This is a genomic window from Pseudomonas sp. W3I7 (assembly GCF_030816095.1).
Taxonomy (GTDB): domain Bacteria; phylum Pseudomonadota; class Gammaproteobacteria; order Pseudomonadales; family Pseudomonadaceae; genus Aquipseudomonas; species Aquipseudomonas salomonii.
Genome location: NZ_JAUSXP010000001.1, coordinates 6,450,889 through 6,465,960, shown reverse-complemented (window position 1 = coordinate 6,465,960; position 15,072 = coordinate 6,450,889). Strand labels below are relative to the sequence as shown.

At 62.4% G+C, this 15,072-nt stretch carries 11 protein-coding genes; 1 reads left to right on the top strand and 10 read right to left on the bottom strand.

Going from position 1 to position 15,072, the window contains the following annotated elements; all coding sequences use genetic code 11:
* Window positions 1-9 precede the first annotated feature (9 nt).
* A complete protein-coding gene (locus tag QF043_RS29495) occupies window positions 10-789 on the top strand; it encodes a hypothetical protein (protein WP_307421165.1) in 780 nt (259 codons plus the stop codon).
* Between the two features lie 41 nt (window positions 790-830).
* On the opposite strand, the gene QF043_RS29490 is transcribed toward QF043_RS29495, so the two are convergent.
* From QF043_RS29490 to QF043_RS29445, 10 genes are all read right to left on the bottom strand, one after another.
* Complete coding sequence (locus QF043_RS29490) at window positions 831-1,211, bottom strand: hypothetical protein (protein ID WP_056860847.1); 381 nt, start codon at window positions 1,209-1,211, stop codon at window positions 831-833.
* A gap of 124 nt (window positions 1,212-1,335) precedes the next feature.
* Window positions 1,336-2,262, bottom strand: coding sequence for a type VI secretion system-associated lipoprotein TagQ (gene tagQ, locus QF043_RS29485; protein ID WP_307421164.1), 927 nt, complete (start codon window positions 2,260-2,262; stop codon window positions 1,336-1,338).
* A gap of 84 nt (window positions 2,263-2,346) precedes the next feature.
* Complete coding sequence (locus QF043_RS29480; RefSeq protein WP_056860849.1) at window positions 2,347-4,059, bottom strand: SUMF1/EgtB/PvdO family nonheme iron enzyme; 1,713 nt, start codon at window positions 4,057-4,059, stop codon at window positions 2,347-2,349.
* A complete protein-coding gene (locus QF043_RS29475) occupies window positions 4,052-5,236 on the bottom strand; it encodes an ABC transporter permease (RefSeq protein ID WP_307421163.1) in 1,185 nt (394 codons plus the stop codon). The genes QF043_RS29480 and QF043_RS29475 overlap by 8 nt, the downstream gene beginning before the upstream one ends.
* Window positions 5,236-5,940: an ABC transporter ATP-binding protein gene (locus tag QF043_RS29470; RefSeq protein ID WP_069787138.1), complete on the bottom strand. Its 705-nt coding sequence runs from the start codon at window positions 5,938-5,940 to the stop codon at window positions 5,236-5,238. The genes QF043_RS29475 and QF043_RS29470 overlap by 1 nt, the downstream gene beginning before the upstream one ends.
* Window positions 5,940-8,918 (bottom strand): serine/threonine-protein kinase, encoded by a 2,979-nt coding sequence (locus QF043_RS29465; protein WP_307421162.1) that lies wholly within the window; start codon window positions 8,916-8,918, stop codon window positions 5,940-5,942. Before QF043_RS29465 ends, QF043_RS29470 begins: the two co-directional genes overlap by 1 nt.
* Window positions 8,915-9,634: a PP2C family serine/threonine-protein phosphatase gene (locus QF043_RS29460; RefSeq protein WP_307421161.1), complete on the bottom strand. Its 720-nt coding sequence runs from the start codon at window positions 9,632-9,634 to the stop codon at window positions 8,915-8,917. The genes QF043_RS29465 and QF043_RS29460 overlap by 4 nt, the downstream gene beginning before the upstream one ends.
* Complete coding sequence (gene tagF / locus QF043_RS29455; protein WP_307421160.1) at window positions 9,635-10,288, bottom strand: type VI secretion system-associated protein TagF; 654 nt, start codon at window positions 10,286-10,288, stop codon at window positions 9,635-9,637.
* Window positions 10,285-13,785 (bottom strand): type VI secretion system membrane subunit TssM, encoded by a 3,501-nt coding sequence (gene tssM, locus QF043_RS29450; protein ID WP_307421159.1) that lies wholly within the window; start codon window positions 13,783-13,785, stop codon window positions 10,285-10,287. The genes tagF and tssM overlap by 4 nt, the downstream gene beginning before the upstream one ends.
* Window positions 13,782-15,071: a DotU family type VI secretion system protein gene (locus QF043_RS29445; RefSeq protein ID WP_017135828.1), complete on the bottom strand. Its 1,290-nt coding sequence runs from the start codon at window positions 15,069-15,071 to the stop codon at window positions 13,782-13,784. The genes tssM and QF043_RS29445 overlap by 4 nt, the downstream gene beginning before the upstream one ends.
* Between the last annotated feature and the right edge of the window lies 1 nt (window position 15,072).

Sequence of the window (15,072 nt, the reverse complement as noted above, 5' to 3'; positions counted from 1 at the left end):
AACTCTCTTATGACCGTCATTTCCTCACCCGCACCCATCTCTTTTTCTGCACTATATAATCAACCAGCACCCAAGCAGGAAAGTACCGTAAAAATCGTTCACGATCGTGATTCAAACGGCCCTATCGTCAATATTAGCGTCACTCATCAACGCGCCGATATCAGAATCAGAAAAGACGCTAATGACAACCTTATTGCGTATATAAACGGCAAACCGCACCCGTTGCAGCTTCCAAACTCTGCTGGAAGTAAAGTCAACATCACCACGGGCCAATACAACGACTTTATAAAAATCGATGACAACGTCAGCGTCACCGTTCGCGTCAAATCAGGAGACGGTAACGACTTCATACAAGCTGGCGGTGGATTTACAGCGGTAGATGCCGGAGACGGCAATGACCAAGTGCAACTCAGCACGGGCGGGGGAACTGCACGCGGCGGAGCCGGCGACGATAAACTGTTTGGGGGCGCCGGCAATAGCAGGCTTTATGGTGACACTGGAGAAAACTTTTTTTCCACCGATATACCTGCCTATGCACCCAGGCTCACTCAAATTTACTCGTCGGGAACCCATGACACGATACGCGCTCGCGCTGGCCACGTAGAAGTTACGGTTTACTCGGGAAAGACTGATATTCACGTCGCGAATGAGGCGTCTGCCAATATCAAACTTGAAGCTTTCACAGAGGGCAGCACGATCACCAAAGAGTGGGGTGAGTTCCGCCGGGATGTGTTCATCCATGGAGCCATGCGGGGTCGGGATGAGATCATTAATACCCGGCCTGAGTAACCTGTTTTGGGGCTATTAAAGCCCCAAATACATTACAACCATTAACGCACCGTCTTTTTACGCGGTTTCAGATACTTGGTGAGTCCCTGGAACCAGATCACCAACGCCGGGTTGCCCTTGATCTGGATCGACTTGTCCTGAATCCCCGTCATGAACGCCAGTTGCTTGTTTTTCGCCTGCATCGTGGCGAAGCCGTAGGCGGCGTCTTTAAAGGCAATGGCAAACGCGGGCGACGGGTGAACACCTGAGCGGCTGGTGATGCGCTGGTCTTTGACGATGAAGTGACGGGCAACTTTGCCGTCGAGGGTCTGCAACTGGAACGCCAGGTCTTTGTCACCCAGCTGTTGCTGAAAGGCAGGATTGGTGCGGCTGGCTTTGCCCATCATCAGGCCCAGCACCCACAGCAGAAGACGAAATTTCATGCACACAGCCTCAGTGTATTTATTAAGTGGCCGCAGCAGTGTAACGATTTACCGGCAGAACGCCACCGATCTCGCGCTTTAGCAGGAGATCGGCAGGCGTTTAACGCTTATAGCAACATGTTGCTTATACGTTAGGGCACGGCACTGGCGCCCAGTCGGCCAGGTTCGGATCGCGGCAGGTGCCTTCGATCTGCGCCTTACCGGCGCTGGCAACCTGCTTGCTTTCAGCCTGCTTGGTTTGCACGGTCTGAATGCTCTTCTCGGTGGTCACCGCTTCTTTCGGCACGGTTGGCAGCACCGGTTTTTTGGCGACTTTGGCAGGCGTCTTGCCCTTCTTCGCCGGCACCACCTGCGACGTCGTGTCGGCCTGGGCCACGGTCACCACGTCAGCACGCTGCACACCCACTTGTTTCAGGTCTTGCTCGTAGGCCTGGGTGTAGTTGTTCAAGTCTTCGCTGGCCTTGCCGTTCACCGCAACGATCAGGTCATTGGACTCTTTCAAGCCAGCCACGATTTCCGCCAGGCGCTTGCGGCCTTCGGTGTCGTTGACGGCCTTGGCCTTGCGGTCGGCCACCAGCTTGGTGAACGCGCTCTGGTAGCACTGCTGGGATGCCTTGGCATACGCGGTGCTGCGGTCGATGTCAGAGGCGCTCTTGTTGAAGTCGGTGGAGTACGACGCGATGCGCTGGTTGTCATCGGTGATCTGCTTCTGACGCTCGGTGTAATAACCTGCTGCGCCACCCGCCAGGGCACCGCCCGCTGCACCGATGGCGGCATTACGGCCGCGCTTTTCGGAGTCGCCGGTCAACGCCCCCAGCAATGCACCGCCAGCTGCGCCCAGGGCGGCACCCGTCACGACCGATTTGGTCATGTTCGAATCGGTTGCACGCAGGTGCTGCACCGGCTCGTAGCAGTTGGGGTAGTACTCGACCTTGGTGCTCGACGCGACCTTGGAGGCCGGCGACGTGGCGCAACCGGTCAACACGGTGCTGAAACCGGCTGCAATCAGCAGCAGGTGACGCTTGGAAACCGCCTTACGGGAAAAAAGCATAGGTGTGTTCTCTGTTAAGTTTGACTTGCCCAGCACGGCCCACCGCCGACTGAGTCCCTTCCAAGCTCGCCGCACAACCAACGGTCAAGACCGCTGACCGCTCGCTGCGAGCAGTTCCTTCAAGATCGTTGCCGGGTCGGCCCGCTGTTGCTTGCGGTAGTTGCCGACATGGCGAACGAACAGTGTCGCGCGCGTCACCAAGCTCTTGCCGAGCACTGGCTTGCGATCCAACTCTTCCTTGATCCTTTGAAACTGGGCCTGGATCACCGCATCGGTGTAGCGCGTGCCGGTGGCCAGGTTGTCGATGTAAATCGCCACCGCGCCGTCGAGGGCGCTGCGACCATTGGTGATGGCCATGTCGAACAGTTGCGCGCTGGCCTCATCCTTATTGTCTTTGGCCTGTTGGCGGCTCTTCTGCAGGTTGGCGAGGCGGATGTTGTAATTGCTGATGGTCTCGGCCACCAACGCGGCCGACTGGATCAAGTTGCCCGCGGCTTCCTCGCGCTGCTGGGCGATCAACGAGACGTTGCGTTTCAGCTCTTCGTTGACCAGGCCGAGTTCGGCTTGCAGTTTTGGGTCGACACTGGCGGCGATGATGCTGTCCAGGCGCTTGGTCGGGTCCTGAGCGTCATCAATGGCGTCAGTCAGCGAAGCCAGGCGGCCTTCTTTCTGCCACTGGGCGAACAGCTCCTTGTAGCGCGAGCGCGGCGCCGACAACGCGCCGATCGCTACGCGAAAACCGGTGGTTTCATTGCTTTGTTCGGTGCCGTCAGCAGCGAATAACGGATACTCGCGGCGCATACCGGTAAACAGCGTGCCCTCACCTTCCAGGTAATTGCCGCCCTTGACCACGAAGCCGCCGTAGGTGCCCTGACGGCGCCCGGCGTGCACCAGCTGGAAGGATTCCTGGACCATTTCCGCTGCGTTGCCGATCACATCGAACAGGCCGATAGGGTTGGGCAATTTGGTGCCGATGGGCATCAAGCGCGCTGCCTGGCCAGTGCCGCCAGCGACCTGGTTGAACACTGCGTAGTCACCCAGCGGGCCATCGCTTTCGCTGCCTTCGACGCGGCGCGGGAACAACCGCCCTTCCAGTTCCTGACGGCTCACCGCCTGGCCACCGCGTGCGGCGTATTCCCATTCCACTTCGGTGGGCAGGCGCACAAAACCCAGGCCGCCGTCGTCGGCCGAAGAGCCGCGGCCACTCACCGGCAGCAGCTCACGGTGGTACTTCATCAGCCAGGCGCTGTACACCGCCGAAAAACGCTCCGCCTCAAAACGCGACAACTTCACCTTGGGCAGGCGCGCAGCCATGCCAGTCGGTGCATCACACGCAGGTGCGGGCTCGCCGCTGGCCAGCGACTGTGCCTGGGACATCACCTGCGCATACTGGCGGGCGGTCACTTCGTACTTACCGATGAAATACAGCATCGGCTTGAGCGGCGTCTTGGCGTCGGTTTTCGGCATCAATGGCGCGATGACTGTGTTCCAGTCCTTGGGCAAATCCTTGAGCGTGAACTGGCCGTTGATAAAATCGCGACGGTAGCCGGAAATAAACGACTGCTGATAACCCGCTTCGCCTTCGGCAAAGGGATAGCCGAGGCTGATTTCGCGGTCATCCAGCGTGCCTTGGGCCAACACGTAGGCGTAGCGGAACACCATGTTGCCTTCGCAGGGCAGCGGCAGGCTCACGTCATCCGGCAAAGGTTTAGGGTTATCGAGTTTGTCACTCGCTTCATCGGCCCAGGCCAGCGAGGCCAGGCTCAGCGCCACACAGGCGCCCAGTAACTTATACATCTCTGATTCCTTCAGAAGCCTGGATACGCGCCACTCGCCAACCGCCACAGGCCGCCGCCACGGCGCTGACGCCGAGGATTGCGACCAGGGCCAGGGCGTAGTGACGCGCCAACAGGTGACTGGCGTACTCGCCCGCCCCCTGCACAAATAGTTTATTCAAAGCGGCCTCGGCCAGGCCATACAGCCCGGCGCTCAGCACGGCGGCATACCCTGCGCTGTACAGCGCCTGCAACACCACAAACAACAACAGTGCGCCGGTGGAAAACCCCAACAGGCGCAGCACCGACAATTCCCGCCGCTTGCGCGCGACCGCCGCCAGCGCCCCGGCGAAGATCGCTGCAAACGCGCCAACCAAGGCCAGCCCGGCAATAATCCAGAATACCAACGACAGGTTGCGACTCAACGACTGCACCTGGCCGATGGTCTGTGCCTGGGTCGACACCAACAGATTCTGCCCGGCGAAATACACTCGCAGCGGCTCCACATCAGTCAGGGTGCGCGCGTAAAGACGAAACGCCGGGTACACACGCTGCTCGCTCACCCCGATCGCATCCCCGTCCCAGCCCAACGCCGGTACGGCACGGCCATCGCGGTAATCTTCCGCCGCTTCCAGCAAACCCAAATCAGCAAACAAGCCGTCACGGGCGAAGGCTTCCAACGGCAACACCGCCAGCACTTGCAAGCGTGTGCGCTGGGCCTCGACACGCCCCGCCACTTGCCGCGCAAAGCGGGTTTCCAGCCAATCCCCAGGCCGCGCCGCAAGCTTTTCGGCTGCGGTGTGGCTCAGCACGATCTGGTCCAGGCCCTTGGGCATCGGTAAACCGCTGAGCAAGGGATCACCCGCCGCCGTCGGCAGCATTTCCAATGCCAGCGTGCCCACCTGCGCGGTCGCCGCAATTTGCCGAGTACGCGGCACGGCAAAGGCCACATCGCTGCGCCGACCCAACTGCCGAATAAACTCGCTGCTGAATCGCCCACCGCCCAATGGGATAATTTCACGGGTGGCCGGATCGGTCTCCAAGCGTTCGGTCAAACTGCCAACCAGTCCAAATTTCAGGCCGAATAACACCAGCAGCGGCGCGATCACCGCCACCAGCGCCAGCACCGAACAGGCCGACAGCCAGGCGTCATTGCGGTAATCCTGCCAGGCCAGCGAGGCCACCACGCCGATGCGCATCAGCACACCTCCCCGAGCGTGGCCGTGACGCCGCCGTCAGGGTCGCGGCGGCAACCGATGCGCCGTACCTGCAAGCCGCTGGCGCGGGCCAGCGGTTCGTCATGGGTGGCGATCACGCAGGCGGCACGGTGTTCGCGGGCCTGGGCCAGCAGCGCCTGCATCACGCGCTCGGCATTCAGCGGGTCCAGCGACGCGGTCGGCTCATCCGCCAGCACCAGCTGCGGCGCATGGGCCAGGGCACGGGCGCAACTCACGCGCTGGCGTTGGCCTACCGACAGGTCCGCCGGCTTCTTCGCCAACTGGTCACTGATCTCCAGTTGCCCCGCCAGGCGCGCCACGCTGCCGTCATCTTTCAAACCCAACAATTGCCGCGACAAGGCGATATTGCTGCGCACATCGAGAAAACCCAGCAGGCCGCCGGTTTGCAGCACATAACCCAAGTGCCGGCTGCGCAGCGCAGCCAGGGTAGATTGCTGATCGGCACGCCATAGCCCGCCGATATCGGTGTTGTCGAATTCAAACTGGCCGGCCTGATCCGGCGCCAACACCAGCGCGAGCAAATCCAGCAACGTGCTTTTGCCGCAGCCACTGGGCCCGACAATCGCCAATTGCTCACCGGCACGCAGCTGCAAGGCCGGAATCACCAGGCTGTAACGCTGGCTCCCCGTGCCCCGGCTTTTGTGCACCGCGCTCAAGTTCAGCATTACGGCAGCGTCGACAACGGCACGCGGTACAACGCATCGCCCGGCTCGGCATCGCCGAAACGAACCCAGTTGGCCACGTCATTGTGGAAGGTTTCGTAGAGGCGGATTTTCGAATCCAGCTCGTCGATAAAGTCTTCCTGCTCGGCCACACTCAGCGACAACCACAAGTCCTGGGTCATGTTCAGCGACTTGCTGCGGTACGGCAGGCCTTCCAGGTACTCACCGAGCAGGCCGCCATCGGCCAGGTTACCGCCCTTGCGCAGGGCCTGCGGGTCACGGCTCATATAGGCCGAAGCGCTGGCAATTTCCTGGAAGAAATCCTTGGGTGAGGTTTGGGTTTTGCGCGCGGCATCCACGATCAGTTTCAGCGATTGCTGCAGGTCGTTGAGCTGCAATTTGGTGAGCATCACGCACACCTGGAACGCCGGCAGCGCCGGGTTGGTCAGGTCGCGGTCGGCGGTCCAGGCGCTGACCAGTTGCGGCGCCTGGCTCGCGGTTTTACGGCCGAGGAAGTCCATGTGCATGGCGTAGCCGACTGCTGCGGATTTGTCCGCCAGGCTCGGCGCGCTGCTCAGCAGCGGCACCGGTTGCGGCGTGTCGCTGCGGACCTGGTGCACCAGGTTGGCGAACACTGTACCAATCTCATCAACCCGCTCGCCCAGCTTGTGCACATCACCACCGGGCACCGGCGTGTAGAGGTCGCCGATCTGCGGGTTGGCGTCGGCGGTGAGCACGCGGTACTGGGTTTCGGCACCGGCGTGGGTTTTCTTGCCGGCATCGGTGCGCAGGTGCAGGGCGTAAATCTTGATCTGCTTGCCGAGTGCCGCCTGACGCACTTCGGCTTCGTTCATTTGGGTGGCGGCGAATGGGTCATTCTTGCGCAGCGCGCCGGCATCGGTGACCAGCAAGATGATGCGCCCGCCGTAGCCGGTCCAGTCCATGCCATCGACCGCCTGCATCACCCCGGCAAAAGCGTCCTCGTTGAACGAGTGGCTGGACACCGTGGACGCTTTGACCTGGCGCGCCATGTCGAGGAAGCGCTGCGGGTCTCGGCCCTGGTCCAGGGTGATAAGCGTCTTGGCGACGTATTCCAAACCGGGGGTTTTCTTGATGCTGTTGCGAAACCCCACCAGCCCGAAGCTCACGCTATCAAGCTCGCCGCGCTCGGCAATGCGGGTTTGCAACTCATGCACCACATCGCGAACCTGGTCGATGTAAGGCTGCATCGAAACCGTCGTGTCGACCACCAACACCACCGCCGTGCGGAAAGCGTCTGCAGCGATCGCTTTGGCAGCCGGCTTGGCCACCGTGCTGCCCGGGTCGATGGATGCCACATTGAGCAACTGCACCGGCTGGCCGTTTTCGTCGAAGCTCTCTTTGGAGTCAAAAATCGGCAGCAGGTAAAACTGGTTTTGCGGCACGGCGCTGGCCGTCGGCTCAAGCGCCAGCACCTGTTGATTGTCTTCGCGGTTCTTCTGCGCCTTGGCCAACACGTTTTTGGCGGCGGCAGGATCAGCCAACAGTTTTTCCACCTCAGCCGATTGGCGCAGGAACATCACCGGCGCCCGGCCCGAGCGCTCGGTGAACTTGAGCACCAGGCTTTGCTTCCAGTCGCTGACTTGAGCGGCGGGCAACCACCCATCGCTGCGCCCATCGGTTGCGGCGCCGACACGCACCCACGGGCTGCCGTCGATGTCTTTGCGCTGGTAAACATAGAGCACCGAAAACGCCGGCAGGGCTTCGTCTGCTGCACCACCGGCATCATGGGACAGCTTGGCGCCCGGCTTGCTGAGCACGCGCTGGTACAAGGTCTTTTTGCCCGCCATCAGCAACGGCCGCTGGCCGCCATCCGCCTCAGCCACTACCGGCTTTACCTCCGGCGGTGGTGAGGTCTTGGGCACCACGGCGACAGGCGGTTTGGCAGGTTCATCGCTGCCGCTCAGCCACCAGTAACTGGCGCCACCAATGGCCAGTGCCACCGCCACGGCCACGGCGGCCAGGGCCAGCACCGGGCCACGGCGCTGTTCGGACACGGCGCGGTGTTGCGTCGGCGTCACCACTGGTTGACGCACCGGTTGCGGCTGGGGTTTTTCGGTCGGAATCTCGATGGACACCGGCGTCATTCCGGCCAAGTCAACACTCAGCGGAATCGGTAACGGCCGTACCAACGTGGCTTCCGGAGAGTCTGCGGGCAGTTGGTCCAGCGCGCGCAGCAACGCCGCCGCATCCGGAAAACGCTCGGCCGGGTCTTTGGCCAACAGCTTGCGCAGCACGTCCTGATAACGGCCATGGTGCACCGGCAGTTCCGGCAGCGGCTCGGTCAGATGGGCCAGCGCAGTGGACAGCGCATCAGTGCCGTTATACGGCAGCTTGCCAACCAGAATTTCGTAGAGCACCACGCCCAACGCATACAGGTCGGCGCGGCCATCGATCTCCTGACCTCGCGCCTGCTCCGGGCTCATGTAGCTCGGCGTGCCCACGGCAAAGCCGGCTTGAGTGAACTGGGTGCGATCGTCCAGGGACTTGGCGATGCCGAAGTCCGACAGTACGGCGGTGCCGTCAGCGCGAAACAGAATGTTCGCCGGTTTGACGTCGCGGTGTACCAAACCCTGCGCATGCGCATAGCCCAACGCCGAAGCGATCTGGCGAATCAGCGTCACACCCTGCTCCGGCGTCAGGCCGGCGGCGATGCGCTCTTTGAGTGTGCCATTGGGCAGGTATTCCATGGCCATGTAGTACAGCTCACCGACATTGCCGATGTCATGGATGGTCACCGTGTGCGGATGCGACAGGCGCGCCAGGGTCTTGCCCTCGCGCAGGAAGCGCTCGCAGAAGCTCGGGTCGGCCGCCAGCGCCGCGGCCATCACCTTCAAGGCCACCTTGCGCTCCAGCGAGCGCTGGGTCGCCAGGTACACGCTGGCCATGGCGCCTTCGCCGATCTCGCCTTCGATGTCGTAGCCCGGGATCACAATGTTCATGGCGAGACCTTCACGACAATGGCAGTGATATTGTCCGGCGCGCCGCGATTGAGCCCCAGGTGCACCAGGCTGCGCACGATTTCATCCGGCGCATCATGGCCCAGCACTTCGCGGATCTCATGGTCTTCGACGGTCTTGTTGAGGCCATCGCTGCACAGCAGGTAGCTGTCGCCGGGGGAAATCAACAGGTCAGCCACCGCCACTTCCAGCTGGGCCTCCACGCCCACCGCGCGGGTGACGATATTGGCACGGGGATGCACGCGCGCGTCGGCTTCGCTGAGCAGGCCGCTGTCTTGCAGGTCCTGCACGTAGCTGTGGTCACGGGAAATGCACTCCAACTGCCCCTCGCGCAGGCGGTAAAGACGACTGTCGCCGGCCCATAAACACACGCCACGCAGGCCACGTGCGGCAAGCACCACCACAGTGCTGCCCATCATGCTCACGCCACGGTTAGCGGTTTCTTCGCGCACCGTAGCGTTGATGCGAATCAGGTCATTGCGCAAGGCAGCCGAGTATTCATCCAGTGAGCGCCCCACCGACACATTGCGCAGGCTGTCGACGATCAGGCTGCTGACGTAATCACCGGCCGCATGCCCGCCCATGCCATCGGCCACGACCCACAGGCGGTTTTCCGGCAGGTCCAGGCACGCGTCTTCATTGACCTGACGCACCATGCCCACATGGCTTTTGCTCGCGGATTTAAACGTCGCCCCCATCTACACCACACCTTCTTGTCCGAGCAAAAACTGCGCAAAATCGCCGGCAGCCGGCAAACCCTGGCACCGCAATAAACCGGGTGAAATACGTTGTGAGCCACGGCCCCACCACAGGCTGGCACCTTCACAGGCCTGCTCGGCCAGTGCAGTCATGCGGCTGTGGGGCACAGTGGCGGCGACCCGTTGCAGGCCCGCGAAGCGACTGTCGACCGCGCGTGGCTCACTGGCCGGAATGCCCAGGCTGTCGACGCCATCGTTGAAACGTTCAAACGTGGCGCCAGTATCCAGGGTGCTGAGCAATAGCTCTTCAGCCTGCTCAAACCACGTATCCGGGCCGCCCACCAATGACGCCGGGTTAGTGTCGTGATCAAGCAACGCCACCACGGCCAACGGGAAATAGCGCCCGACCCGATCAATGCTCGGCATCACCACGCCTGTCGCCGCGTCCGGTCCGCACACGCCCGGTGCCAGCACAAAACGCCACAACGGGCTGACCAGATAGACGTTGAGCCAATCGCCGCCCAGGCTGTTCTGGCTGGCGAGCAAACCGGCGGCCAGCCAGCTGTCCCACGGGCCGATAAAACTCTGGGGCAAGGCGCGGCTGACAAAGTCACCGCGGCTGGCCAACTTGCCGTAGAAGCCCAGCGTGGTCATAACCGCTCCGGCAGGCTGAAGCCACTGAGTACGCGACTCTTGAACGGGTTGAAGGCGCTGTTGGCGCGCAACTCGTAGGCGATGCTCGCGCCATCAACCCGCAAACGCAGGTTGAAACGGTCCGGTGAGTTGCCGGCACTCAGGTCCGATTGCTCCAGCAGGCGGAACCACGCCCATGGGCCGTCCAGGGTCACGCCGGAACGGCCACTGGCTGACGGCGGCATGATCGAAATACGCACCACGCCACTGCTGCCGGGGTTGGGCCATTGCATCGCCACCGGGCGGCTTGGGCCGTGATCGTAGCTCAGTTGCTGGCCGTCGAGGTCAAGCAGAAACTGGGTGATAGTCGGGTCCATCGACACCGGCTTGAGCTCGAAACGCACGATCGGCTGGGTGCCCCCCGATCTAAAGAACGCGTCACGAATAGCCGCCGCACGCTGGAAGGTTTGCAGCACGCCCGGTGCAATCCCGAGCTTTTGCGCCGCGCCCGGCTGCCAGCGCCAGGTCTGCGCGGACGTATCCACGTAAGGCTGCAGGTATTTGCGGAAGTAGTTATCCATCACCCCGCCCACGCCGAAGAACTGGCCGAAGTCATCCAGCGTGGCGTCCCGCGCGCTGCCCGGCGACATCGGATAACGCCCCGCCAGAGACTGGCGATACACGTTGACCACTTCACTCACCCACGCTGCATTCAGCTGGTTACGCACCCCGCCCATCATGCTGTTGGTGGTGGAGTTGACCACTGACTTGACCATGCCCTGCACCAGCGGGGGCTGGCGTTCGGCATTCAAACTGACCCGCGTGGCCGCAGCCGCCGCCTGGTTCTTGGCCTCGCCGAGCAAGGCGTCGCCACTGGCGCCGACCATGGCGCTGACTTGCACATACAGCGCGTTCATGTCCGCCAGCAGGCCGTCGATGGCCGCCGGTTCGCCTTCGTTTTTGCTGACGATGCTATTGAGTTCGGCAAAGTGCGCGGTCACCGGATCGTCCGCCGCTTGCGGTGCATTAGCGCTTGGTTGCTCCTGGCCGAGCAGGCTGCCGAGGCGCTCCTTGAGCTTGTCGACGCCGCCTTCCACCGGCACGCCTTTGGCGGCCAATTGGCGTTCTTCAGCTTGCAGGTCGGTCTCTTTGGCCACGGCTACCAGCAGCTTTTTCAGCGGCGAAGTGGGGCCGGAAATCACCCGCAGCACATCGGCCGCCTGGGCCACGCTGGTGATCGGCACAAAGTCGATGTCCGCGAGCAAGGCGTCCCATTGGCGCTGGTAGTCCTGGAAGTACAGGCGGCGCACATCGGCGGCCAGGCTCACCACGTTTTGTTGATCGGCCTGTTCACGGCCCAGTACCCATTGCTCTTCGGCCAGGGTGCCGGTCTGGTTCAGGCTGCTGAGCAGGAAGGCCTGACGATAGCCTTTGGCAGTGAAGAACCCACTCAACGGCTCGCCCAAAGGCTTGCCGCTTTTACGGCTGAACACCAGCGCGGCATCGCGGCCGGCGGCTTCGTTGAGGCGAAAGTCCGGAATACCCTCGGGCAGTTTCTGGCGTTTGACCCGGTCGTAAACACGCTGTGCAACCGGTAGCTGTTGCAGCTGGCGACGCAGGTCATCGATCAAGCGTGGATCAAGACGCGCATTTGGCGGGTGGCGGTCGAACAGCGCCTGCAAGTGCCCGGTCAGCGCCTGGCGCTGATCGGCCGGCAGGTCACGCGGCAGGTTGCGGTCCCAATCCAGGGCGACCCAGGCTTTGATGAAGTCCGGGTCGTAGTGCTCGTTGTCGGCGAGCATCAGGTAGGCCTTGAGGCCTTCATAGAGGAAGTCGGAATTGCCGCCGCCATGCAGTTGCTCTTCGATGCGCGTGACCAGGCGTGGCGCGAACACGGCGATCAACAGCTTGCGATAGACACTGGCAGATTCGGCTTCAAGCATATCGCCCTGATACAGGCCCAGGCCTTCGGACCAGCTCGGCGAGTCGCCCGCGAGGTTCTTCACCGCGTTGAGCAGCGGCAACACTGCCAGCACTTCACGCTGCGCCGGGCTGAGGTTCTGTACGGTCTGGCCCAGCGGCGCAACCTTCTGATCAACCTGGGCGATATACGCCTGGTTGGCGCGATAACTTACCCACCACAGGCCACTGACCACCACCACCAAGGCGACGGTCGCTGCCAGCACACCGCGTGCAATCCACTTGCGGCGGCGCTCGACTTTCGGGTTTACACCGACCAACCCACGCTCGGCAAACGCTACGGCGGTGAACAACTTTTCGATGAAATAACTGCGCCCGGTGCCGCTCTGTCGCGCCAGGTGCTGGCGGTCCAGGTTCATGCTCTGGGCCATGGCGCCGATCAGGCGATCAATCGGGCTACCTTCCTGAGTGCCGCTGGTGAAGTACACACCGCGCAGCAACACCCGCTCTTCGAAGGCGTTGGGTTTGAACACGCCTTCGAGGAAGCTTTGCAGGCAATCTTTCAACGCGCCGAACTGCTGCGGGAAACCGTAGATCAGGTCACGCCGCGCCGGGTCACGCTCCTGTTGCAGGCGTTCCACCAGCCGTTCGTTCAGGCGCTGCTCAAGACCGGCAAACTCGCTTTGCAGATGGGCCAGTGGGCTGTCGCTGTTTTTGCCGTCGTCCAGGGCGAAGGTCATGCCCCACACCTGGGCGCGGTCTTCCTTGCTCAGGTTGTCGAAGAACTCCATGAAACCCGGCACCAGGTCGAGCTTGGTCAGCATCAGGTAGATCGGGAATCGCACACCCAGTTGGGTGTACAACTCCTGGATCCGCAGGCGAATTGCGGCCGCATGGGCGGCGCGTTCGGCATCCGTACCGAGCAGCAGATCCGAGAGGCTGATGGCGATAAACGCACCATCAATCGGGCGACGCGAACGCTGCTTTTTCAGCAGATCGAGAAAGCCCAGCCACGCGGCTTTATCCACTGTGGAGTTGCTGTCCTGGGTGGTGTAGCGGCCGGCGGTATCAAGCAAAACGGCCTGGTCGGTAAACCACCAATCACAATTGCGCGTACCGCCAACACCGCGCACGGCACCGGCGCCCAACTGCGCAGCGAGTGGAAAGTGCAGGCCGGAATTGACCAGCGCGGTGGTCTTGCCCGAACCCGGCGGGCCGATGATCACGTACCACGGCAGCTCATAGAGATTGCGGCGCTCATCACCGCCGAGCTTGGCCTTTTTCAGCAATGCCAGGGCTTCGTCCATGCGCTGGCGCAGGGCCGACAACTCTTCGGCGGTGGCGACGCTGTTGGGGTCGGCCGGGGTTTCGGCGGCGAGGCTGCGCATCACTTCGGCGGCCTGGCGGCGCGCCTGGATAATGCGCACTACGCGGTAGGCGATCCACAGCGCAAACACCAGGATGATCAGCGCCCAGCGCCGCCCTTCCGGCATCAGCACATCGAGCAACGGCCCCACAAACCAGATGATCAGGCTCAGGGCAATCAGGCCCAGTACGGGGATCACCCAGCGAATCATAAAACTGAAAAACGCCTTCACTCGACGCCCTCCGCCAATACGGTGATTTCAACCCGACGATTACGGGCACGGCCTTCGGCAGTAGCGTTGGTCGCCACCGGCTCGGTGTCGCTGCGGCCTTCGGCGCTGAAGCGATCCGCCTGACCAGTCTTGGCCGCCAGGATGTCCAGCACCGACTTGGCCCGCGCTTCGGACAATGCCCAGTTGGACGGGAAGCGCAACGTGGCAATCGGGCGGTTGTCGCTGTGGCCGGTCACGCGGACCTGGCCCTTGACCTTGCGGATGGCGTCAGCGATGCGCAGCATCAGCGGCTCGAAGTCATCGCGGATGCTGGAGCTGGCAGACGCGAACAGCTCATCGCCGCGAATCGTCACCACGGAACGGTCGACCTTGTCTTCCACCGCCACGCGGCCCGCCTTGATGTCTTCCACCAGGAAGCCGGCCAGACGCGGCCGCTCGATGACTTTAGGTTGCGCCACCGGACGGTCGATGGCCTGCACCGGAATCTCGCCCAGGGCATGGATATTCTTGAACACCGGTTCCGCATCCGACGCCAGCTTCATGCGCAAGCCAAACAGCAATGCCAGCAGCAACGCCAGGCCGATGGCCACGGCGATCCACGGCGGCATGAATTGCGCCAGGCGATCACGCGCCACGGTCACGCCGCGCCAATGCGGCGACAGCTCGCGCTCATGCTCGCCACGCGCACTGCGAATCGCTGCGGCGGTGCGTTCACGCAAGGCTTCCAACTGGCTGCGACCGTCATTCATCACGCGGTAGCGGCCTTCAAAACCCAGGCACATGCACAGGTACAACAGCTCCAGCAGGTACAACCGCTCGCGTGGGCTTTGCAGGCAATGGTCGAGCAACTGGAAGACCTTTTCGCCGCCCCAGGCTTCGTTGTGCACGGTAATCAACAAGCTCTGCTTGCCCCAGTCGCTGGCACTGCCCCATGGCGTGCTGAGCACGGCTTCATCGAGCGCCGTACACAGCGCGTAACGCGCCAGCAGCACTTCGTTGCGCGCCACACCGGCGGCTTCGGCGCGCTCTTCGAACTGGCGCAGGTAGGCCAGCAACTGCGCGCGCAAACTGGCCGGCGCCGGATGGGCGATGGTGTTGCGCAGGCGCGTCAACAGCGCCAGCAGCGGCCCGGCTGCGCTTTCCAGCGGGTTGAGGCCCTGGCTTTTGCCGGTGAGGATCGGCGCGGCCGGCATCGACAAAGGCGCCGGTTCGGCACGTGCAGGTTCCGGTGCACGACCACCTGGGCGAGGCATGAACTGGGTGCGGTCATCATCATTGGGATGCATC